This window comes from Hyphomicrobium sp. (assembly GCF_051860585.1).
In the GTDB taxonomy this organism is placed as follows: Bacteria; Pseudomonadota; Alphaproteobacteria; order Rhizobiales; family Hyphomicrobiaceae; genus Hyphomicrobium_C.
The window spans coordinates 230,698-250,277 of record NZ_JBHYDS010000004.1 but is presented as its reverse complement, the minus strand read 5'-3'; the positions used below and the strand labels follow the sequence as shown (position 1 = coordinate 250,277).

Annotated in this window: 21 protein-coding genes and 2 pseudogenes; all 23 read right to left on the bottom strand. The window is 65.3% G+C overall.

Annotation, left to right across the window (positions count from 1 at the left end; translation table 11 throughout):
• Positions 1-21 precede the first annotated feature (21 nt).
• The 23 genes and pseudogenes from ACTIFK_RS08645 to ACTIFK_RS08535 all read right to left on the bottom strand — a co-directional run bounded on the left by ACTIFK_RS08645 (position 22) and on the right by ACTIFK_RS08535 (position 19,528).
• Positions 22-1,311, bottom strand: coding sequence for a TIGR02594 family protein (locus ACTIFK_RS08645; protein WP_439542651.1), 1,290 nt, complete (start codon positions 1,309-1,311; stop codon positions 22-24).
• A 22-nt stretch (positions 1,312-1,333) separates the two neighbouring features.
• On the bottom strand, positions 1,334-5,287 hold the full coding sequence (locus tag ACTIFK_RS08640) for a baseplate multidomain protein megatron (RefSeq protein ID WP_439542650.1): 3,954 nt from the start codon (positions 5,285-5,287) through the stop codon (positions 1,334-1,336).
• Entirely contained in the window at positions 5,287-5,733 is a 447-nt protein-coding gene (locus ACTIFK_RS08635) for an NlpC/P60 family protein (RefSeq protein ID WP_439542764.1), read from the bottom strand. Before ACTIFK_RS08635 ends, ACTIFK_RS08640 begins: the two co-directional genes overlap by 1 nt.
• Positions 5,734-5,866: 133 nt before the next feature.
• Positions 5,867-6,736: a DUF2163 domain-containing protein gene (locus ACTIFK_RS08630; RefSeq protein WP_439542649.1), complete on the bottom strand. Its 870-nt coding sequence runs from the start codon at positions 6,734-6,736 to the stop codon at positions 5,867-5,869.
• Entirely contained in the window at positions 6,733-7,371 is a 639-nt protein-coding gene (locus ACTIFK_RS08625) for a phage distal tail protein, Rcc01695 family (protein WP_439542648.1), read from the bottom strand. The genes ACTIFK_RS08630 and ACTIFK_RS08625 overlap by 4 nt, the downstream gene beginning before the upstream one ends.
• Positions 7,372-7,505: 134 nt before the next feature.
• A complete protein-coding gene (locus ACTIFK_RS08620; RefSeq protein WP_439542647.1) occupies positions 7,506-8,093 on the bottom strand; it encodes a phage tail tape measure protein in 588 nt (195 codons plus the stop codon).
• Between the two features lie 6 nt (positions 8,094-8,099).
• Positions 8,100-8,288 carry a phage tail assembly chaperone gene (locus ACTIFK_RS08615; RefSeq protein ID WP_439542646.1) on the bottom strand — a complete coding sequence of 63 codons (189 nt, stop codon included), beginning with the start codon at positions 8,286-8,288 and terminating at the stop codon, positions 8,100-8,102.
• Positions 8,288-8,662, bottom strand: a complete 375-nt coding sequence (locus tag ACTIFK_RS08610; RefSeq protein WP_439542645.1) for a gene transfer agent family protein — start codon at positions 8,660-8,662, stop codon at positions 8,288-8,290. Before ACTIFK_RS08610 ends, ACTIFK_RS08615 begins: the two co-directional genes overlap by 1 nt.
• 223 nt (positions 8,663-8,885) lie before the next feature.
• Entirely contained in the window at positions 8,886-9,299 is a 414-nt protein-coding gene (locus ACTIFK_RS08605) for a phage major tail protein, TP901-1 family (protein WP_439542644.1), read from the bottom strand.
• Between the two features lie 243 nt (positions 9,300-9,542).
• Entirely contained in the window at positions 9,543-9,953 is a 411-nt protein-coding gene (locus ACTIFK_RS08600) for a DUF3168 domain-containing protein (protein WP_439542643.1), read from the bottom strand.
• On the bottom strand, positions 9,950-10,150 hold the full coding sequence (locus ACTIFK_RS08595; protein ID WP_439542642.1) for a hypothetical protein: 201 nt from the start codon (positions 10,148-10,150) through the stop codon (positions 9,950-9,952). The genes ACTIFK_RS08600 and ACTIFK_RS08595 overlap by 4 nt, the downstream gene beginning before the upstream one ends.
• Complete coding sequence (locus ACTIFK_RS08590) at positions 10,147-10,467, bottom strand: phage head closure protein (protein ID WP_439542641.1); 321 nt, start codon at positions 10,465-10,467, stop codon at positions 10,147-10,149. The genes ACTIFK_RS08595 and ACTIFK_RS08590 overlap by 4 nt, the downstream gene beginning before the upstream one ends.
• A 2-nt stretch (positions 10,468-10,469) precedes the next feature.
• Complete coding sequence (locus ACTIFK_RS08585) at positions 10,470-11,048, bottom strand: head-tail connector protein (RefSeq protein WP_439542640.1); 579 nt, start codon at positions 11,046-11,048, stop codon at positions 10,470-10,472.
• A 313-nt stretch (positions 11,049-11,361) separates the two neighbouring features.
• Positions 11,362-12,621 carry a phage major capsid protein gene (locus tag ACTIFK_RS08580; RefSeq protein WP_439542639.1) on the bottom strand — a complete coding sequence of 420 codons (1,260 nt, stop codon included), beginning with the start codon at positions 12,619-12,621 and terminating at the stop codon, positions 11,362-11,364.
• 29 nt (positions 12,622-12,650) lie between these two features.
• Positions 12,651-13,379 (bottom strand): HK97 family phage prohead protease, encoded by a 729-nt coding sequence (locus tag ACTIFK_RS08575; RefSeq protein ID WP_439542638.1) that lies wholly within the window; start codon positions 13,377-13,379, stop codon positions 12,651-12,653.
• A 239-nt stretch (positions 13,380-13,618) separates the two neighbouring features.
• On the bottom strand, positions 13,619-14,023 hold the full coding sequence (locus ACTIFK_RS08570; RefSeq protein ID WP_439542637.1) for a hypothetical protein: 405 nt from the start codon (positions 14,021-14,023) through the stop codon (positions 13,619-13,621).
• A 546-nt stretch (positions 14,024-14,569) separates the two neighbouring features.
• Positions 14,570-15,046: pseudogene (locus ACTIFK_RS08565) on the bottom strand (phage portal protein); the annotation flags it as partial.
• Positions 15,047-15,478, bottom strand: coding sequence for a hypothetical protein (locus tag ACTIFK_RS08560; RefSeq protein WP_439542636.1), 432 nt, complete (start codon positions 15,476-15,478; stop codon positions 15,047-15,049).
• Positions 15,479-15,602: 124 nt separating this feature from the next.
• Positions 15,603-15,875, bottom strand: a complete 273-nt coding sequence (locus tag ACTIFK_RS08555; RefSeq protein WP_439542635.1) for a hypothetical protein — start codon at positions 15,873-15,875, stop codon at positions 15,603-15,605.
• Positions 15,876-15,878: 3 nt separating this feature from the next.
• Positions 15,879-16,445: an RNase A-like domain-containing protein gene (locus ACTIFK_RS08550; RefSeq protein ID WP_439542763.1), complete on the bottom strand. Its 567-nt coding sequence runs from the start codon at positions 16,443-16,445 to the stop codon at positions 15,879-15,881.
• 159 nt (positions 16,446-16,604) lie between these two features.
• Positions 16,605-17,025, bottom strand: a pseudogene (locus ACTIFK_RS08545) (phage portal protein); the annotation flags it as partial.
• 4 nt (positions 17,026-17,029) lie between these two features.
• The gene (locus ACTIFK_RS08540; RefSeq protein WP_439542634.1) at positions 17,030-17,353 is read right to left on the bottom strand and encodes a hypothetical protein; all 324 of its coding nucleotides are present in this window, start codon (positions 17,351-17,353) and stop codon (positions 17,030-17,032) included.
• Positions 17,354-17,368: 15 nt separating this feature from the next.
• Positions 17,369-19,528: a phage portal protein gene (locus tag ACTIFK_RS08535; RefSeq protein WP_439542633.1), complete on the bottom strand. Its 2,160-nt coding sequence runs from the start codon at positions 19,526-19,528 to the stop codon at positions 17,369-17,371.
• Positions 19,529-19,580: the final 52 nt, after the last annotated feature.

Sequence of the window (19,580 nt, the reverse complement as noted above, 5' to 3'; positions counted from 1 at the left end):
GATCGCCCCATCATCCATGCCTCAACCTTTCGGCTTAAGGATGGAGCGCTGGATCGGCCGGTCGGCGCGGACGCGGCCATAGATCGTCAGCAGCGTTCCGACCAGCGCGCCCACGGCCTGTACGGTTTCCACCACGCCGCGGCCCGCGCTCTGGATCAAGTCGGGCGTGACGTCGATGCCGGTTACCGGTGCGAGCGCGGGCAGCACGCTCGACAGTACGGTGACGATGGTGCCCCAGATCGTGAGGGAATGTCCCCACCACTTGCCATCGGACGGCATGCTGGGTGTCAGGTTCATGTCGGTGTCTCCTTGCTCTGGGTTGGACGTGTCGAGTGCGGCGGCGCGGGTGCGCGTGATGTCGACGCGACGAAGCCAGCCGCGGCCGAAACGCCAGAAATGCGAAAGCGCGCGGTAGCGCCGCTCGCGGATCGCGGCATAGGCATCGAGCGCTGCCGCCATCGGCGCGTTGCCAGCGGCGGCGCGCGTCTCGGGGCCGAATTCGCCATCGACAGAGACGCCCAGCGCTTCCTGCAAGCAGCGGATGGCCGTCCCGACACCGTGGTTCACGGCCGCGTCGAATTGCATGAAGGCGATCGGCTCCGGCAGCGCGTCGCAGTGCGCGGCCTCCCAGTAGCGGCTGCGGTAGAGGGCGTGGACGGTGTCGCGATCGATCGCCTTGAGGTCGCGGATCAGGCGGGCGCGATTGGCGGCGCTCACCGCAGTTTTGCGCCACGCCGCAAACACCGCGAGCGTGACGCCGAGATTGGTCGGGCCGCCCGGATCGTGCGGATCGTCCGTGAAGCCGCCTTCCATCTCCAAAATATGATCGAGCGCGTGAGCGAAGCCATCGTCCTTGGCCTGCGGGGCGGGTTCGGCGGCTGCGCCGATGTTTGCGGGCCAGCGCAGCCCGAGCAGGCGCGACTTGGGATAGCGCACAACGGAGACCGCGTTGACCTGATTGCCGCCCAGGAGAACGATGCTGCCGTCGCTCTCGCCGAGCCAGAAGCCGACGTGGCCGAGCGACGGGTCATTGCCGCGCGAGAAAACGGCCACCGCGCCCATGCGCGGTTCCGCGATCGCTTCGCCCCATGCCAGATAGGAGCGCGCCATCAGCGAGCGCGTCGAGCGAATGCCTGCGCGCTCCAGGCACGCGCCGCAGAACGCCGCGCACCACGCCACTTCGTCGCGCACGATGGAGGCGTTGCCCGCATCGCGAAACATTGCGACGATGCGCGCGTTTTCTGCCCTGCCCGCGCGCTCGGCTTGGCCGAACTCGCGCCAGGCCTGCTGGAGCCAGCGTTCGCTTTCCATGACTGTTCCGGGCTGCTTGTGACTAGACGACGGCGAAGGTGGGCGTGCCGCGGCCGTACGTGGCGCTGATCTGATAGACCGCGACCGAGAGCGCGCTTTGCGGCGATCCGAAATCGACGGTCTGCTGCGCGACCGAATAGGCGCAGGTCTGTGCGGTGACCGGCAGCGTGCGCACGACCGCCGGCCCAGACAGGACATCGACCTCGTAACGTTCGCTGTCCTCGGCGAGGGGCACTTCACTCGCGCCCCAGCTGTCGCCGCCGATGCGGGTCCGCCGTTTCCACGTGAGCGTGATGTCGCCGCCGGCGCGCGCTGCACGAACGTGCGCCGGCGATAGCGGACGCAGGCCGCGTCCCGTGAAGGCGTGCGTCGCCGTCTGATAGGAGGCATGCGCGATGTCGCGTGTGGCGGGGCCGTACCGCCAATTGAGCGGCACACCGATTTCGCCCGCCGCGAGCGGCACCGGCGTGATCTCCCCGCCGAGCAGCACGAACGTTGCGCCCGCGGCCAACGGCGCGCGCATCTCGTTCTCGGTTCCGGCCTGTCCGCGCAGCAAGTTCGACAGCTCATAGGTGCCCGCGCCGACGAGCGTCGCCGTTTCGAACTGCAGCACTTCCCATCCGCCCTCGGGGTTGCGGATTGCGGCAGCGTTGCGCCCGGCGAGCAACTGAGCTCGCGTCACGGACGTCAATGCGCCGCTGCTGATACGGACCCGCACGCGCGTCCCGCGATCCATGACGCCAAGCACACCCTTCGCCAGCGGATCGAGCGTATCGCCCATCACGGCCGGGGCCAGCGCACGGACGCGCAAATCGTAGCCGGCGACCTCGGGCGAAGCATAGACCGCGACGGCGCCCGGCCACGGCAGCTGGAAGGCTGCAACGTATCCGGCGTCGGGCGGCTCGTCGCCACGCAGCAGCGGCAGGTCGAGGAATTCGAGGTACGATGCACCTTCGAAGGCCGGCGTATCGGCCGGCGTTGCGCGCGGGCGCGGCGCGGCGCCGCCGTAGACATCGGGATCGATGCTGCGGCCTTCGATTTCGCGAATGCCGCGCTCGCCCACTTCGGTGACACGCACCAGCAGGCTCGTTCCACCCTTGTCGACGGAGACGACATCGCCCGGCTCGATAGCGAGCGCGCTCGGCGGCAACTTGAAGGCCGCCCGCTCGCGCGCCGCCCAGGCTTCGAACAGCCACGAATCTGCGATCTGGGACGCGCTTTCGTGTTCCAGCACGATGGGGAGTTCGGCGCGCGCAACCCGGCCGCTCGCGCCCGCTAACCTCCTTGCCTCGGAAACGGCCTGCCGGTATTCGCCGCTGGCCGCGATGTGGTTCACCTTGGCGGAGGCGGGCAGATCCGTTTCCTGCGCGCGCGTCAGGGTCACGAGCGCGTCGCCCGCGCGTTCCTCGACGAGGTCGTCCTCCGTCAAACCCAGCACAGGCGCCGTCGCTCCGCGATGGCGGAACAGGATGCGGCCTTCGCTTTCGAGGCTGTCGAAGAAATAGGCCAGTTCGAGCGGCTGCAGCGCATCGCGCGGCGACATCAAACGATCGATGACATAGCCCGGCACGACACCGGCCAGCTTCGACGCATCGGGGCCCGAGACGCCGTAGTCCGTCATGATCTGGCCGACCAACTCGGCGAGCGGGGCGACGGAGAAGCGTCCGTTGAGCCAATGGCCGAGCCGCCAGTTCTCGCCGTCGCTCCAGGCGTCCAGGTTGTAGGGGAATGCCGGATACGGCCGTCCATCCCAGCAATAAACGTGGATGCGCGCCAGATCGACCATGCGGGCGCCGTACACGCTCGAGACCGGATTGAGCCCGGCGACGTAGTGCGGGCTCGCCGGATCAAAGGCATCGATCAGCGCCTTCAAGTACCGGCGCTGCATCAGATCATCGCGGACACCGCGGGAGAAATACGGATAGGCGGACTCGGCGCTTTTCGGGTCGACGAACACGTTCGGCTGGTTGGCGCCTTTGTCGACCGCCGGGCAGCCGATCTCCATCAACCAGAACGGTTTCGATTGCGGCACCCATGCCGTGGGCGATCCGCTCGGCACGCCGCCCGGACGGTTGTGATGCGCGTTGAGCCACCACGACTTGATGTCCTTGTAGCGGAACACCCAGGGCTTGCCGTGGCCGTCCGTGATGGGAGAGCGAATCTGCAGCTCGCGGTTGGACGCGTTGGCGTAGTACCAGTCGTACCCCTCGCCGCCCGCCACGTTGGCACGCAGATAGTCTTCGTCGTAGATGGCGTGCGCACCGGCCTGCGCGTCGAGATGTGTTGTACCGTCGCGCCAATCGGCGAGCGGCCAGTAGAGATCGATGCCGATGGCGTCGATGCCGGCGGAGGCCCAGAGCGGATCGAGATGGAAATAGACATCGCCCGAGCCATCGCCCGGCTGGTGGCCGAAGTATTCCGACCAGTCGGCCGCGTAGACGATCTTCGTCCCCGGCCCGAGAACGCTCTTCACATCGGCGGCAAGCGCAATCAGCGCCGTGACGAACGGATAGGCCGAGGCGCTGCTGCGCACCCAGGTCAGGCCGCGCAGCTCCGTGCCGATGACGAACGCATCGACCCCACCCGCAGCCTTGGCGAGGTATGCATTGTGCAGCACCATGCGCCGGAACGTCCACTCGTTGGGTCCGGTATAGACGACGGTCGAACCAGAGATCGCGAAGTCGCCGACCGCGGCGGTGCCGACAAATGCCGCGATCTGGCTCGCGGCCGTGGCGGTCTTGTCCGGCGTTCCAGGGCGGCCCGGCGCCGGATAGCAGGAGATGCGACCGCGCCAGGGATAGGACGGCTGCGTTGTGGCGGCGCTGTACGGATCCGGCAGCGCATTGCCGTCCGGTACGTCCATCATGATGAACGGCGTCAGCACGACTTTGATGCCGCGCGCCTTGAGATCCGCAATCGCCTCGACGACCGACGCATCGGACGGCGTTCCGCCATACGCGGCCCGTAAGTCCTTCTGGCTGACCACATAGGCGCCCGCGCGCGAAACGCCCGCGACACGCCACGTCACAGGCGTCGTCGCCTTGGTGGCCGTGTCGACGCCGGGCTTGATCCGGCACTGCGCCGCCCGCAAATCGGTGCCGAACCAGCTCACGACAAGCGACACGGACTTGGCGTTCGGCAGCGTGGCCTGCATCTGATCGAGCGCGACGTTCCAATCCGCGCCGCCCTGCTTGGTGTGGACGTTCTCGCCTTGGGAAACGCCACGCGAAACCGTTTTCGAAACGGGGCTCGTCGCGTAGACAAATTCGCCGGAGCCCGGGATCAGGACGATGCCCTTGATCTCGTCGCCAAACGGTTCCACAGAACGGTGCACTTCGAACGACAACTGAGGGATGCGGTTGCCGAAATCGGCCAGCGCCATGTTCTCGAAGACGATATAGGCGAGGCCGCGATAGGCCGGGGCACGCGCTGCCCCTTCGATGGCGACGATGGCCGGATCGCGCGCCTGCGTTTCGCTTCCCTCATGCACCCGGTAGGTCACTTGCGACAGGTCGAGTTCCGCGCCGTCGGCCCAGATGCGTCCGATGCCGCTGATCACGCCTTCTGAAAGGCCGACAGCGAACGTGGCCGAATAACTGTACTCGGTCGTCTCCGTGACCGGGCCGGACGGCGGCGCGCCCTTGCCGCTGCCGCCCGAGCGCGACGTGCTGATCGTCTCGCGGATCTCATCGCTCCAGATGATCTGGCCGCCGAGGCGCGCGCGTCCGTAGAGCCGCGGGATCGGCGCGCCTTCCGTCGAGGAGGTGATGTGGAGATCCGAGAGGCGCGGTCCCTCGACACTGCGCTTCTGGCCGGACGCGCCGAACAGCGCATTGTCGATGTACGACCCTGCGAACGCGCCGATCTGGCTGCCGATGGTCGCGCCGGTCAACGTCATGCCGAGCACGGACAGGCCGGTCGGCAGCAGCGCTCCGCCCGCGGCTGCGCCAACGGCTGCGAGTGCGAGTGTGGCCATCAGGTATGCATCCCGGGAAAGGAGTAGACGGCGGCCACGCGGCGACGCCACCAGGCGGTGTAAGGGATCTCCGCGGCGAGGCGATCCTCGATGGCGTGGATGATCGTGGACGATGTCGCGAGCACGGCCGCATGCTTGGCGACGGCGCCTTCCCGCATGCGAAAGACGAGCACGTCGCCGGGCTGCGCTGCGGCAATGCTCTTCGGCACGAGGTGGCGTGTTGCTGCTGCGATCAGCGTCTCCTCGCCGCTCGCCTCGCCCCAATCGCGCGAGTATCCCGGCGGGCGCTCGGCCTCCGTGCCGTAGAGATCGCGCCAGACGCCGCGAATGAGCCCGAGGCAATCCGCGCCGATACCCTTCAGGCTCGCCTGATGATGATAGGGCGTGCCGATCCACGCGCGCGCCGCCGCGACGACGGCTTCGGGGCCGTTGCCGCGGTTGGAAATATCAGCACGTGTTCCTGTCTCGCTGTTAGAAGGGGTGGATTCCGGAACATCAGCCGTTGGGAGTCCCCCCACCCCTGCCCTCCCCACAAGGGAGAAGTCGGTCTTCTTCTTTGGGTCTTTCATTTCATCCACCTCAGCGCGATTTGCCGGGACGGCTGATGACCGTCAGGAAGTCGTTGCCGGGCATGTCGGGAAAGCCGCGGAAGTTCGCGACGTTGGCGAACTTGGCCTGGCAGGTCTCCACCCGCTTGTCGCATCCCGCCGTGACCGTGAACGTTTGTCCCGGCGTCAGCGGCAACCGCGCCCGGCTCCAGATTTCGATGGTCACGACGCCCGCCGCCTTGCCGTGGCTCTTGACCTCGATGGCCTGGCCGTTCGCCGCACCCGACGTGAACGTCAAAAGTCCATGCGTGAACCACGCATCCTGAAATGCCGCGAGGCCGCTGACCGTAAAGCGGCGCGGGCTCAAGACGCTCACAATCGCGCCCGATCCGCGAAATGCTGGATTGCTGAGGTTTACGCCACAACGCGCGTCGCCCAGGTCGGCGTCGCAGCCGTATTGAAACAGGCGTCCCTTGCTCTCGCCCAGGCGATGGGCGAGGCCGCGCACTTCGGCGGCGAACACGATGCCGCTGCGCTTCACCTCGCCGAGGTTGCCGCTGCGCATGAGCACGCGCTGATCCGGCGCCGTCCAGTTGACGCGGAAGATCTCGACCGACGCATCGTCATAGAGGCCGGCCGCGAGATCTTCCTCGTCGAGGCTGTCGGACGTGACGGCACTCGTGATTTCCAGGTTGTCGACGCTCAGGCCGACCGACTCGCGCATCTCGCTCGCCGTCATGCCGCTGGCCGCTTCGAACACGGTGCCGTCGAAGGTCACGTCACGGTCGTGATCGGTGAAGCCTTGCACCGTGCCGTCGCGGCGAGCGAGGCGCCAGCACCAGCACAGCGTCGTCGCGCCGGATGCGATGTGGGCTGCGAGCCCGCTCTCGAGCTGCTTCATAGTCGGATCTCCACAACGGGAATGCTCGGGATGGCCCCGCTCTGGAAACCGGACAGGTTGATTTCGAGCTTGTCGGTGTCGAAGCGGACCGGCACGTCGAACTCGAAGCCTGCGGTGACGAGTGCGCCATCGGCGGGTGCTTGGCCGCCCGCAAACGTCACAAGCCCCGTGTCCGCGTTGACGCTGAAATGCGTGCCCGATGTCTTGGTGATGCCCGCCACCGCGATCTTCACCGTGCCCGCCACCGGCTTCTTGATGTCGCGCACGAATGGTGCGTGCGAAACGCCGTAGGTCTTCTTGAGCTGGAACGTCAGCGCGGCGCCGTTGCCGATGCCGATGACCTGATCGAGCGGAGTCGGCACCGCGCCTGGCGGGCCGGATTTCCAATCGGCGTGATCGCGCCAGCGGAAGCCGTGGAAGCGCCCGCGACGCTCCTCGAAGAAGGCGATCACCTCGTGCAGCGCTTCGAGCGAGCGCACGCCGTAGCCGGCGTTGTAGCTGCGGCGTGAGCTGGCCCAGCGGCTGTTGCGCTCCTCATAGCCGGAGCCGAGCACCACGACATCCGTGCGACGCTCGGGGCCGCCCTGCGCGCCGCGCGAAATCGCCGTCGGGAAGCGGGTCTCGTGAAAGGCCATGGCGATATCCGGGGGGTTGGGCAGCGGGCAGCAGGCAACGGGCAGCAGAAGGAAGTTCGGCAGTAAGGCAGTCGGCAGTAGGCAGTCGCGTGTTCGGAGTTGCGGCTGCCGGCTGCCTGTTGCCGGCTGCCCACTTACAAATTGCGCTGGCCGAGCGAGACGGCGCGGCTGAGCATGGCCGCGACCTGCGTTTCCGATTTCAGAAAGCTCTGCGCGTCCTGGGCATGGACGTTCACCGTCACCGAGACGCCACCGCCGCCGCGCGCCGCAATGCCGAGGCGTCCGTCCGGGCCGCGCGACAGCGGCATGATCGCTTCGGCGCCGCGTTCGCCCGCAATGCCGAAGCGGCCGCCCGCGAGCGGGAATGCGATCGGGCTCTGGATCACGCCGCCGGACGCGAACGGCACCGGCATGCCGCCCTGGAACGCGCCCCCCTTTGCAAATCCAAGTCCGCCCGAGACGAGCCCCGAGACGAAATTCCCGAACCCCTGCTCCAGCGGCTTGAGCGCCGCCTTGAGAACGATGTCGGACATGCGCAGCGCCAGCGTGCGCAGCACGTCACCGACGTTCTTGCCCTTGATGGCGATGCCTTCGAAGGCCCCGATCAGCGTGCTCGAGAACTGCCGCCCGAGGCTTGCGGCCTGGCGCAATTCGCTTTGCAGCGCGGTCGTGTCGGCGTTGATGGCGACGGTCCATGTTTCGACCGGCGGGCTCACATCCATGCGCGTTCATCCTTCTTGTGTTGCATTTTTTGTGTCGGGGTAGCGCTGTTCCAGCGTGGTCAAATCACGTCGCGAGAGTGGCCGCTCGCTCGCCGCCGCGCCGAAGCGCCCGCGGACGGCTGCGTTCAGCTCGGCTAGCGTGAAGCTCCAGAACGCGCGCGGCTCGAGCCCCAGCAGCCCGAAGCCCACCGCCATCACGTCGTCCCAGGGAAAGGGCCGTTTGCTTCTCCCCTCGCGGCGTCGCCCGGTTCTGATCCCGGCGCGGCGGAGAACGTCGCGGCGAGCAGACGCGCCACGATATCGACGTAGCCCGCCGCTCCGCCTTCCGTGCGCATGGCCGCGACGGCCTGATCGGAAATATCGGAGCCCGCGCCGCGCAGGCCCGCGCCAATGATGCGCTGACAATCCCGCGCCGAGATGCGCCCGTTCTCGAAGCGCGTCGCGAGCGCCAGCATGTCTTCCTCGCCGAACGCAGCCTCGAGATTTGCGAGCGCGCCGAGCGTGAGGCAGAGCTGATAGGTCTGGCCGTCGAGAACGGCGTCGATCTCGCCGCGGTGACGATTGGGCATGATGTGCTCCTAGGTTTGCAGCCGCAGCCTTTCACCCTCTTCGTGACGGGGAGGGTGGCCTTGACGGGGAGGATGGCGGCGTTGCGCGGAGGCTCGCCTCCGGCGTGACGGCGCCGGGAGGGGTGAAGACGACGACCGATGCCAATTTGTTGGCATCCCCCATCCCTGGCCCCTCCCCGCAAGGGGGAGGGGGAACGTCGCAACTCCTCGGGGGACTCAGCACTTACGCGGCCGTGAACGTCAGCTCTCCGGCAGACTCGAGAGAAAGTTCGAAGCCCACCTCGCCGTCGTGGCGGCCGGTCAGTTCGAAGGATGAAATCTGGAACGGCCCCTCGACAGTGCCAAAATCTGGCACGATCACCTGCCAATCTCGGATCGTGCCGTCGAAGACGTAGCTGCGGATCAGTGCGTCCGACGCCGCATCCTTGAAGATGCCGGAGCCCGAGATCCGCGCCGATCTCACGCCCGCGCCGGCCAGCAGCTCGCGCCACTGCCCAGCGCTTTCCTGGTGCGTGATGTCGACGCTTTCGGCGTTGAACGCCACGGCGCGCGACCGCAATCCCGCCACCGTGGTGAAGCTTCCCGCGCCGTTGCTGTCGACCTTCAGGAGAAGGTCTTTTCCTTTTTGTGCCGCCATGTCTGTCTCCTTGTTATCGCTCACGCGCCGGGTCGCATCCAAGCGAAGCTTGGCTTCGCCAAGACCGGCGCGCTGGCGCTCTATCTTTCCCTCTCCCCGTTCTTACGGGGAGAGGGTTAGGGTGAGGGGCTGACGCTTGCTCTATGGCTCATTGGCCTCGCCGCTTATCACCGCTTCGTTCGTTGCTGCCCCTCACCCCGACCCTCTCCCCATCGCCAGTGAAGAGCGATTGGGAGAGGGGGATCAGAGTGTCGGCTCGGTGACGGCGCGAAAGCGCGCGACGCCGGCATAGATCTCGCCATCAGATGCGCGGGCGGAGTCGCTCAACTCGTGACGCAGGCTCACCAGCCGATGACCGGTCAATGTGAGTGGGACGTCATGCAGCGCCACGCGGATGGCTTCGAGCACGAGATGCACGGCCTTCTCGCCGCCCGCCTTCGACCACACGCGCAGCGTCACGGCATGCTCGCTTCCCGCTTCCGTGCCGGTGCTCCAGTCGCGGGTCGTGCTTGGACCGAACGAGACATAAGGAAACGCCGCGCCGCGAGGCATACTGTCATAGACGCGCGCGCCGCCGAGCAACGCCAGCAGCGGCGCATCCGCGACGAGCCTGGCGTAAATGGCTTTCTGCAATTCCCATGCGGGACTGGTCATCGATTGCCTCGCTCGGTCTTCGCGATCTTCTCGGCGCTGCGCGCGGCCATCTCTTCGGCGCTGCGCGAAGCCAGGGCACGAGCCTCGCGCGCGGCACGTTCCGCCTCCAGACGCTCAACGGCGCGGCGGCGGATGTCGGCGATGCGCGTTTCGGCATGGGCGAAGCCAAGACCCACGACGTCAGTCGAGATTTTCATGCGACGCGCTCCTCGACGAGGCAGCGCAGGAAACGGTGGCGCTCACCGGTGTCGATCGCGGCTCGGATCTCGAACACCCGCGTGCCTAAGGTGAAGCGCATTTCCGGCAGGACCCCGGCGCGAAACCTGATCCAGACCTCGTGGCTGACGCGTCCCGACACGCCGTCCGCTTCGACCGTCTCGCCGCCCGAGACCGGTTTGAGCGCGGCCCAGACTTCGGCGACGAGCGCCCATGTCCGCGTCACGCCGCCACCGCCATCGGGGCTCTCGAGCGGCGCTTCGAGGTGCAGGCGATGTCTCATGTCTCCGATGGTCACGCTCACATCCGCACCTCGCGGTAAGGCTTGAGCAGGTCCGAGACCGCTGCGGGGATCGCGGACGCGGCCTGACCGATTTCCAGCGGGTCGCGATGCTCGTACCAATGCGCCACCAGCAGCAGGATGGCGTGACGGATCGGAGCGGGAACATCCTCAGCCGCTTCTCCGATGCCGGCCTCGAATTCAATCTCGATCCCGGTGGCCGCGCGCCCGGGCCGAGGCCAGCCGGTGCCATGCGGGATGAGCCGTGGCGACAACGCATGGCCGTCGAGCAGATACTGATCGCTCGGCACGAGCGTTGGCGCGCCGCCGGCGTCGTAGACCGTGACCGACGTCACGGACGCAATCGGCCGCAGCGGAAACCGCACGGGATCGCGGCCCTCCGGCCATCGATCCAGAGTCAGCCGCCAACCCTGCGTGATCAACGCCAGGCCCAGCGCGGCCTCGACGTGCAGGCGCGACGTCACGATCAGGCTCGCGATGAGAATGTCTTCGGCGGAGCCGTCCAGGCGCAGATGGGCTTTCGCCTCGGAGACCGTGACCGGCTCCACGGCGGGCCCGCTCGTCAAAGCGAGAGCCATGCTGTGATCTTTCCTTGTGCGTATTAACGAGCGCCTTGCGTGCTCTAACGAGCGAAGCCGCCGGAGGGGGAGCCGGCGGCTTCGCTCTGGCCCGGCGGGAGGGAGGAGACCCGCCGGGTGTCTTGATCGCGCTCACGCGCCTGTTCGCGCGCCGTCCAAGCGAAGCTTGGCTTCGCCAAGACCGGCGCGCTGGCGCTCCGCTAGGGGCGGCTCGGGCGCGCGTCGCATCCAAGCGGAGCTTGGCTTCGCCAAGACGCTCCCAGACCGCTTCGCGGTCGAAAGGGTACGCCCGCCCTTAGGCTGGTGATCAGCGCTACGCTTCGAACTTCAGCAGCTTGATGGCGTTGAAGTCCTGCACGCCGCCGCCGACGCGCTTGGTCGTGTAGAAAAGCACGTAAGGCTTCGACGAGAAGGGATCGCGGAGCACGCGGATGCCGACGCGATCGACGATCAGATAGCCGCGGCGGAAATCGCCGAACGCCACCGAATAGCTGTCCTCGGCCATCGCCGGCATGTCCTCGGACTCGACCACCGGGTAGCCCATCAACAGCGACGGCTCGCCCGCGCTGGCGGCCGGCTGCCACACGTAGTGGCCGTCGCCGTCCTTCATCTTGCGGATCGCCGCTTGCGTGCCGCGATTGAAGACGAACGTGCCGTTGCCGCGATAGCCCGCCTTCACCGTGTAGATGAGGTCGATCAGCTTGTCGGCGGGGTTGCTGGCCGGAAATAGCCCATCGACGCCCGTCGTGATGTAGCCGATGTTCTCCCAGGCCCAGGAGCCGTTCGCGACCTTGGTGTAGTCGAGGAAGCCCTTCGGCTTGGCGCTGCCGTTGCCCGAGACGAACGCGGTGCCTTCCTGCTGAGCGAAGGTGTCGCGCACCTCCTCTGCGATCCACTCGTCGATGTTGACGGCGCTGTCGTCGAGCAGCGTCGCCGTCGCGGCCGGCATGGCGTAGAGCTCCATGGTCGGGAACGAGAGCTCGTCGAGCGTCGGGGTGGCCGTCTGGGTGCGCGAGGCCGTCTCGGCGACCCAGCCCGTGACGGGGCCGGTGATGGCGAACGGCTTCTTGTACACGGAGCCCGATACCTGCCGCACTGAGGCGATGGCGCGGATCGGCGAAATGTCCTTCAGGGCCGAGATGACGGCGCGCTCGGTTTCGTCCGGCACCAGGTAGCCGCCGTCGGCGCCGCTGTTGGTCGAGACAGCGAGCGCCTTGGCTTCGAGGCGCGACAGGTTCGCGGTTTCGCCTTTGCGCACGTAGTCGTTGAAGGCGCGCCGATGCTCGCGAACCGCGGCCGTCTCGATCGCGCCTGCGCCGCCGAGATGGGGCCGCTGCGCTTTCACCGCGAGCGTATCCGCCACGCGCTTGGTCTCGTCGAGCGCGCGGTCGAGGCGGGCAAGCTTGTCGTCGATCAGTGGATCGGAAGCCGAGCGGCGCTCCAGCTCGGACAGGCGATCATCGTTCGCGTCCTTGTAGGTCTCGAAGGCGCGCATGAATTCCTCGAACGCCGCGCCGACGTTGCCGCCGGATTTGGTTTCGAGGCTCTGCGGAATTTCAGTGTGGTCTGTCATGGATGCTTCCTTTGAACTGAGAATTGAGATCACTGCTTCGTGAGCGCGCGCGCCGCATTCCTGATGCGGATTGCGAGACGCGCCTCGTCCGTGGTGCCCAAGCTCGCATCCCGCAAAGCCTTGAGGCCGGCGAGGCCGCCGCGCAGCACCGCGCGAGCCTCGCTTCTCGTCAGCCCAGCATCCCGCGTGAGCCAGCGTTCGAATTCGCGTTCGGTCGGCGGGGCCGCCGAGAACGGTGTCTGTTTGGCCGACGTGATCCGCGCTTCCGGCAGCAGCGGAAAGGTCACGATCGAGATTTCCCAGAGGTCGATCTTTTCGAGGCGGCGCACGCCGGTCACGCGATCGCGCCTCGCACGCACCGCCTTGAACCCGATGGAGAGACCGTCCAGCGCGCCGGCCCGCATCAGCGCCATCACCTCGCGCGCCTTGGTGACGTCGCGCATCAGGCGGCCTTGTGCGTAGAGCCCGCGGCTGTCCTCCTGCAGCGTCGTCCAGACGCCGATCGGCTGGTTGGCGTCATGCTGATAGAGCAGCTTGACGCCGCGCGCGCCGCGTTGGGCCAGGCTTTCGCGGAAGGCGCCCGGTAGCACGACATCGCGGCCGAGATCCTCGCGGTTGAAGAGGCTCGCATAGCCCTCGAACGTGCCGTCGATGTCCGCCCGCTTGAAGTCGAGGGACGTGAACTTCACCTCGTGCACGGGCGGGATTTCCGACGCAGGCCATGCAATGCTCCGCTGTTCCCATGCGCGAATGGCCATGAGGTGTGGTCTCCAGGTTGTTGTCGTGTGTGGGTGCTGCGGACGTCGTTCGCGGCGGAAAAGCCCGAGCGGGCTCGGGCTTTCAAAGTGTATCGGCGCACTCAGTTCGGCGGATATTCCAGACGGTTTCTAATCATCATGAACATTGTCCGCGCCCCATGTGTTTTCAATGAAGCGATGCTTCGCATCACTTATCCGGCGATGCTTCGCATCGACGCCGACGGCCCGGGGCTTCTCATTCAGTCCGATTTTTGAGAATCAGCCTGCCAGCGCCGGCTCGTTTGTAGTACGCCGCGCGTCACGAACCAGAGCCAAGACCACTCGGGGTTACCACCGCCCGCCTCCAGCCACTCCGCGACAATCGCATCCGCGATCTCGTCTCTCGTCGTACCGTATTGGGTTTGCTCAGCCCATGCGAGCTTACCCATTTTTGCGTGACGCACGGGAACTGCGCCGACTTGCAGGAGGCGCAGCACGCAGAGGCGCACGAACTCGGCAAGATCGTCCCCTTCAAATCCGAAGCTTCGGCCACCAGGAACGATCTTCCACAACCCTTCGCCATCGCTGTCGATTTCGTCTGGAATCGTGACGATGTACTCGGCTGCAGTGTCGCCCACAGAACTTTTTTGCCGGACGTCAATCAAGGAAATGAATCCGCGCACCAGTTCGCAACAGCGGACTAACTCCGCTATCCACGATGTCTATCGTATAGCCATAAAACTCGCTGATGCGCACTCCGATTACAGTGTTGTCAGCTCGCAAATACCAAAGCCCCCTATAGTCGGGAGGCGTTTCCACTTCACTGGCGCCTATGGTGAGTTCTCGCAAAATCCTATCGAACTCTGGCCGGCTAACTGTGGTGGTATCCCTACCGATCCACGCAGTAGCGCTTCCCGTTGCATTCACCATCGCCTCCCACCTCACGTGAGCGCAGAGCGACACGGCCCGCGACGTTTGACTTCGATCGGTCGCTTCGCGAGCCGGGCGCCCGCCCTTTACGTACAACGATCGATGCGTCGCTTTCCGTCGCGGCGGAAGGCGGCGGTTCTTCGAGTGGCGTGTCATCGCGAAGCGATGCTCCGCATCGACGCCGACCGGCCTTCCATGCCCGCCTTCGGCAGGACGCGCTTCTCGTTCAGTGTCAGGAAGCTCACCTTCTCGTCATCGCGGAGCGATGCTCGCAAGCATCGCTATGGCGATGCTTCGCATCGACGCGCGCCCACAGCTCTTACTTGCCCGCCTTCGGCCGGACGCTTCTCGCGCTCGCTGGTCAGGGCTTCGATCCGGTCGAGGTCGGGGCGCAGATCGAGACTGGATGCGTAAGCGGGCCCCAACCACGACGACAGCGCGCGCGCCGTGCGCGTCACCAGCGGCAGAACCGTGGATCGCCAAAAGGCACGTCATCGCGAAGCGATGCGCCGCATCGACGGGCTTCCTGATAATTGGAAAACGTGTTGTCGCCCGGAATGCCGAGCAGCGTCATCGCGGAGCGATGCTTCGCATCGACGGGGCACGCCGAAGGCCAGCGCGATCTCGCGCGCGGCGCCGTTGCGCGCCTCGATGAAGTCCATGTCCTTGGGCGAGAGACTCAGCGGCTTCCAGTCGAGGCCGCCTTCGAGCAGCAAAGGGCGGCCGGCGCGGCGCGGGCCTTGGAAGCCCTCCTCAAGCTAGGCGACCTCGTCGTCGTTTTCCTCGTGGTACCACCACCGGTATCCGCGATCGTCGAGGACCTTTTCGCTTGCAGCCGTGCCAGTCTCGGTCAAGACGGCGTAGCTATAAACGAAAGGATCAGCAGTCCAATGAAGGTCGTCGACACCAAAAAAAAGCGAACCCAAAACCTCGGACACCATTGCACGGGATTGTGCGGCGTCGACCTCCACCAATCGCTGACCGGGCTCATTTTCAGGGGCCATGAGGATCAAGCCCTTACTAATCAGTTGGTCCACCGCGTCGCGAAAGACCGCCACCTCCGCGGGGCGACCCTGCGTTTCATCAATCACCGTGTTGAGGAGTGACACTAGTTCCCCTTGGCCGGCCTCTTCCAACTCCGCCAGAATGCGCAGTTGAAGCTCATCGTTCGAGATCGTGGCTCTTCTCACCTTTTTTTGTCAGGGATCGCCATGTGGGCACCTTCGTGTTTACCTACCCCTCGCCGATGCCTATAGTAGTAATTGTTTGCGCGTTTCTCCATCTGGTCGAGTTCCGGGGCGCTTCGACAGGTTTTTAGAGGACCGCCATCAGAATTTTAAATAATTCGCGAATTCCGTCTTCTTTGACGTAGTATTCTGAACCTGCATCATCCAACAGAACTTGCAAATCAGCTGGCTCCAACTCCGCAGCAACGATGCGGCCGACAAACTCTGACGCACCCTGTCGGATCGACGGCTCAAGACCATCGACAACACTCCGAAGCCACTCCTGCTCGTCAAAGGGGCGAGGTAGCTCCGCCTCATTGAGGCGGCGAACAAGCGTTTTGAACTCGCGAGAAACTTCCATGATCTACTCTTGGTTAGGTTTAGAGTTTATTGGGAACGCCCTAAATACCCTGTAACCTTTCTTTGATCGCTTATCGACCTCGATGTGAACGTATACCTCGTAAGTGGGCCGCATATACGGTTCCGCGTCCGCATCGGGACGAAACGCTTCCTTGCCGGTCACGTATCCGAACCTTTTTACGAATTCAGCCTCGTACTTCTCACCTTTGGCGACTTCCTGCACTGCGCTGGCATTGTCTTCGAGCACGCGATTCACAAAGTTGTTAGCATCTTCAATCGTCAAAAATGACCCTTGGCGTTTTCTTGCAACGGTGACAGTCGGCCCTACTATTCGGTCGCGCCTAACGATTGCCAGAAGCTCATCATCCGGCTGTGCTACGTGACGAGTTGTTGTGTGACCGCCGAGCCGACCATCTTCCTCTCTTAGGTCTACAGGCTCTTTGTCTGTCTCTCCGGCCTGCGCGACGCGAACATTCTCATCCCTCGACCTTCCGTCGCGGTCCGGAGCGCCGCCCGCGATGCTGCCGCTGCTTGAGCCGCCGCTGCTTCCGCCCCCTCTCCCTTCATCCACCCACTCGCCGCCATCGGAGGATCCGGCGGGAGCACGGGCCTGGTCGGGGCGATATTTACGCCCGCCTTCGGCAGGACATTTGCGCCCGCATTCGGCAGGATATTTCCGTACAACGATCGATGCGTCGCGTTCCGTCGCAGCGGGCGGTGGTTCTTCGAGTGGCGTGTAGCCGACCGCCGCGCGCTTCTCGTTCAGCGTCAGGAAGCTCACCTTCTCGACGCGCGCCCACAGGGCTTCGCGCTCGCTGGTCAGCGCCTCGATCCGGTCGAGGTCGGGGCGCAGATCGAGACTGGATGCGAAAGCGGGCCCCAACCACGACGACAGCGCGCGCGCCGTGCGCGTCACCAGCGGCAGAACCGTGGATCGCCAAAAGGCACGTCATCGCGAAGCGATGCTCCGCATCGACGGGCCTCCTGATAATTGGAAAACGTGTTGTCGCCCGGGATGCCGAGCAGCGTCATCGCGGAGCGATGCTTCGCATCGACGGGGGCACGCCGAAGGCCAGCGCGATCTCGCGCGCGGAGCCGTTGCGCGCCTCGATGAAGTCCATGTCCTTGGGCGAAAGCGAGAGTGGCTTCCAGCCCTCAATATTCCGTTTCGCTTACCTTCTCGAACCGATCTGCGTTCTTTCCGAGCAACTGAAGCACGGAAGATGCGGCTTCCGGACCATTAAACAGAAGTGCTATTTTCCAGTCAGGCAAATCTCCGATGACCGGCTCGTCGTCATATATATCGACATTATTGATCAGCTTAAGTTCCTCACCGTCGCTTGTCTCGAACAAGTAGTAGTCACCGCCCCAATAGGAACTTTCGCGAGGCTCAGCTTCGAGCCCCGTGGTCTTCTCGACCCAGGAGCGCGCTTCTTCGAGATCCTGCGCCTTCACTGAATATTTGACGCTGATAGCCATGCTGTCCGTTCTTTCTCACGGTAAATCCATATAGGGACTGTGTCGCCTCAGTGATTCTCTAGAATCGTAAATCATCACCCCGATTTTTCGACCCGCCTTCCTCCGCAACTCACTTGCAAAATCCTCCAATCCTAACTCTCCGAGTTTTTCAGGCTCGATCGACTTCGTTCGCGTTCCACCGCTACGGAGTTCAACCCCTGCATCGCGGGCCCTCCGCAGAAGAGAAGGGCTCACGATTGCCAAGTCGAAGTCGCTTGTCCGCTTGGAGTCAAACACCTCGCCGGTTGTATATTTATACCCTGTCACGGCGCTGCCCTCAATGAAGGGCTCCGCATCCCGATGACCGGCGGCGCTGAGACGATCCCAAGCAGTTCGCCCAAAGTCTTGAAACTCTCTATGGGAAACGAACCCGTGCGGAATGCCACGTTGCAATACCGTTATACGGGCCTCAGCCTCCTGGGCTTCCATTCTTAAGCCGCGGATCACACCATGAATGTCGGCGCTCGGCTCGGTGCTTCGAGCGCTCGGCAACGGCTTCCAATCCGGGTCGAGTTCACGCGCGCGTTTTTGGGCTTCGTCGACACGCCTCAGCGCGCTCTCAACCTCGCCGGCCAAGCTCTCGTGAAGAGTGTAGTTGCGGCCTCTTACATTTATCGTCCGCGCCGGACCCAAAGGCCTTCTTGCCTGCGCGACCTGGACTGGTTCGTCGCCGCTGAACAGGCCCTCGTCGGCATCGGTACGCGTCTCGCCTTCGGCGCGCGCCACGCGAACAGGCTTCGATGACCTTCCGCTTCCGCCAGTTGCTCTGCCGCCGCTTCCACCCCCTCTCCCCTCATCGACCCATTCGCCGCCGTCGGAGGAGCCGGCGGGGGCGCGGGCTTGGTCTGATCTATATTTGCTTGCCTCCGGCAAGACGCGATATTTCCGTACAACGATCGATGCGTCGCCTTCCGTCGCGGCGGGCGGTGGTTCTTCGAGTGGCGTGTAGCCGACCGCCGCGCGCTTCTCGTTCAGCGTCAGGAAGCTCACCTTCTCGATACGGGCCCACAGGGCTTCGCGCTCGCTGGTCAGCGCTTCGATCCGGTCGAGGTCGGGGCGCAGATCGAGACTGGATGCGTAAGCGGGCCCCAACCACGACGACAGCGCGCGCGCCGTGCGCGTCACCAGCGGCAGAACCGTGGAGCGCCAAAAGGCCCGCTGGGCTTCCTGATAATTGGAAAACGTGTTGTCGCCCGGGATGCCGAGCAGCATCGGAGGCACGCCGAACGCCAGCGCGATCTCGCGCGCGGCGCCGTTGCGCGCCTCGATGAAGTCCATGTCCTTGGGCGAGAGACTCAGCGGCTTCCAGTCGAGCCCGCCTTCGAGCAGCAGCGGACGGCCGGCGCGGCGCGGGCCCTGGAAGCCCTCCTCAAGCTCGACCTTCAGGCGCTCGAACTGCTCCGGCGTCATGCGCCCGTCGGCGCCGCCGTAGACGAGCGCGCCGGAGGGACGCGCGGAATTGTCGAGCAGCGCCTTGTTCCAGCGGCCCGCCGTGTTGTGGATGTCGATGGCCTGCGCGGCGGCCTCGATGGGGCTCATGCCGTAGTGGTCGTTGGCGGGATGGAAGAGGCGCACGTGCAGGATCGGGCGGACGCCCGGCGCGGGCTCCTCCTCGAAGCGGATCGTGCGTCCGGCGCAGGTGTATTCGTAGGCCTCGGGCCAGCCCTCGGCGCCGGGCACCACCTTCATGCGGTCGGGGCGCAGCGCGTGCAGCTCGCGGATGCGGCCGTCGAGCGCGACCGCTTCCACGTAGGCGTTGCCGGCGACGAGCAGATAGCCGTACCAGGCTTCGAGAAAGTCGGCGCCGGTCTGGTCGAGGCTCGGCCGGGCGATGAGATCGAGCAGCGGGTGATGCTCGTGCTCGTCGTCGCGTTCATAAAGCAGCAGCGGCACGGAGGCGGCGGCCTCGGCGATCATGCGCACGGAGCGGTAGACGATGGCGTTCTGCATGAAGCCTTCGCGGGCGAAGGCCTCGTAGTCGCGCGGCGTCCAGACGGGCCGCCCGAGCGTTTCGAGCAGGATCAACGGACCGGTGGCGCTGGCTTTCACCTGTTCGGCAACAGCGGCGTGCGAGACAGCAGCAGGCGTCGCCGGGCGTGGCCATAGGCCCGCCAGCGTCTCAAGGATACGCGGCATGCAGGGGTCCTTCGTGAAGGCGGGAGTAGGCAGTTAGGCAGTCGGCAGTCGT

Coding starts and splice junctions, on each gene's coding strand:
- ACTIFK_RS08600 (WP_439542643.1), bottom strand. CDS start 9,953: ATGACCAGTCCCGCATGGGAATTGCAGAAAGCCATTTACGCCAGGCTC.
- ACTIFK_RS08605 (WP_439542644.1), bottom strand. CDS start 9,299: ATGGCGGCACAAAAAGGAAAAGACCTTCTCCTGAAGGTCGACAGCAAC.
- ACTIFK_RS08625 (WP_439542648.1), bottom strand. CDS start 7,371: ATGGCCTTTCACGAGACCCGCTTCCCGACGGCGATTTCGCGCGGCGCG.
- ACTIFK_RS08615 (WP_439542646.1), bottom strand. CDS start 8,288: ATGGCGGTGGGCTTCGGGCTGCTGGGGCTCGAGCCGCGCGCGTTCTGG.
- ACTIFK_RS08575 (WP_439542638.1), bottom strand. CDS start 13,379: ATGGCCATTCGCGCATGGGAACAGCGGAGCATTGCATGGCCTGCGTCG.
- ACTIFK_RS08540 (WP_439542634.1), bottom strand. CDS start 17,353: ATGGCTATCAGCGTCAAATATTCAGTGAAGGCGCAGGATCTCGAAGAA.
- ACTIFK_RS08580 (WP_439542639.1), bottom strand. CDS start 12,621: ATGACAGACCACACTGAAATTCCGCAGAGCCTCGAAACCAAATCCGGC.
- ACTIFK_RS08640 (WP_439542650.1), bottom strand. CDS start 5,287: ATGGCCACACTCGCACTCGCAGCCGTTGGCGCAGCCGCGGGCGGAGCG.
- ACTIFK_RS08585 (WP_439542640.1), bottom strand. CDS start 11,048: ATGGCTCTCGCTTTGACGAGCGGGCCCGCCGTGGAGCCGGTCACGGTC.
- ACTIFK_RS08535 (WP_439542633.1), bottom strand. CDS start 19,528: ATGCCGCGTATCCTTGAGACGCTGGCGGGCCTATGGCCACGCCCGGCG.
- ACTIFK_RS08610 (WP_439542645.1), bottom strand. CDS start 8,662: ATGCCCAATCGTCACCGCGGCGAGATCGACGCCGTTCTCGACGGCCAG.
- ACTIFK_RS08630 (WP_439542649.1), bottom strand. CDS start 6,736: ATGAAGCAGCTCGAGAGCGGGCTCGCAGCCCACATCGCATCCGGCGCG.
- ACTIFK_RS08555 (WP_439542635.1), bottom strand. CDS start 15,875: ATGGAAGTTTCTCGCGAGTTCAAAACGCTTGTTCGCCGCCTCAATGAG.
- ACTIFK_RS08620 (WP_439542647.1), bottom strand. CDS start 8,093: ATGGATGTGAGCCCGCCGGTCGAAACATGGACCGTCGCCATCAACGCC.
- ACTIFK_RS08645 (WP_439542651.1), bottom strand. CDS start 1,311: ATGGAAAGCGAACGCTGGCTCCAGCAGGCCTGGCGCGAGTTCGGCCAA.
- ACTIFK_RS08595 (WP_439542642.1), bottom strand. CDS start 10,150: ATGAAAATCTCGACTGACGTCGTGGGTCTTGGCTTCGCCCATGCCGAA.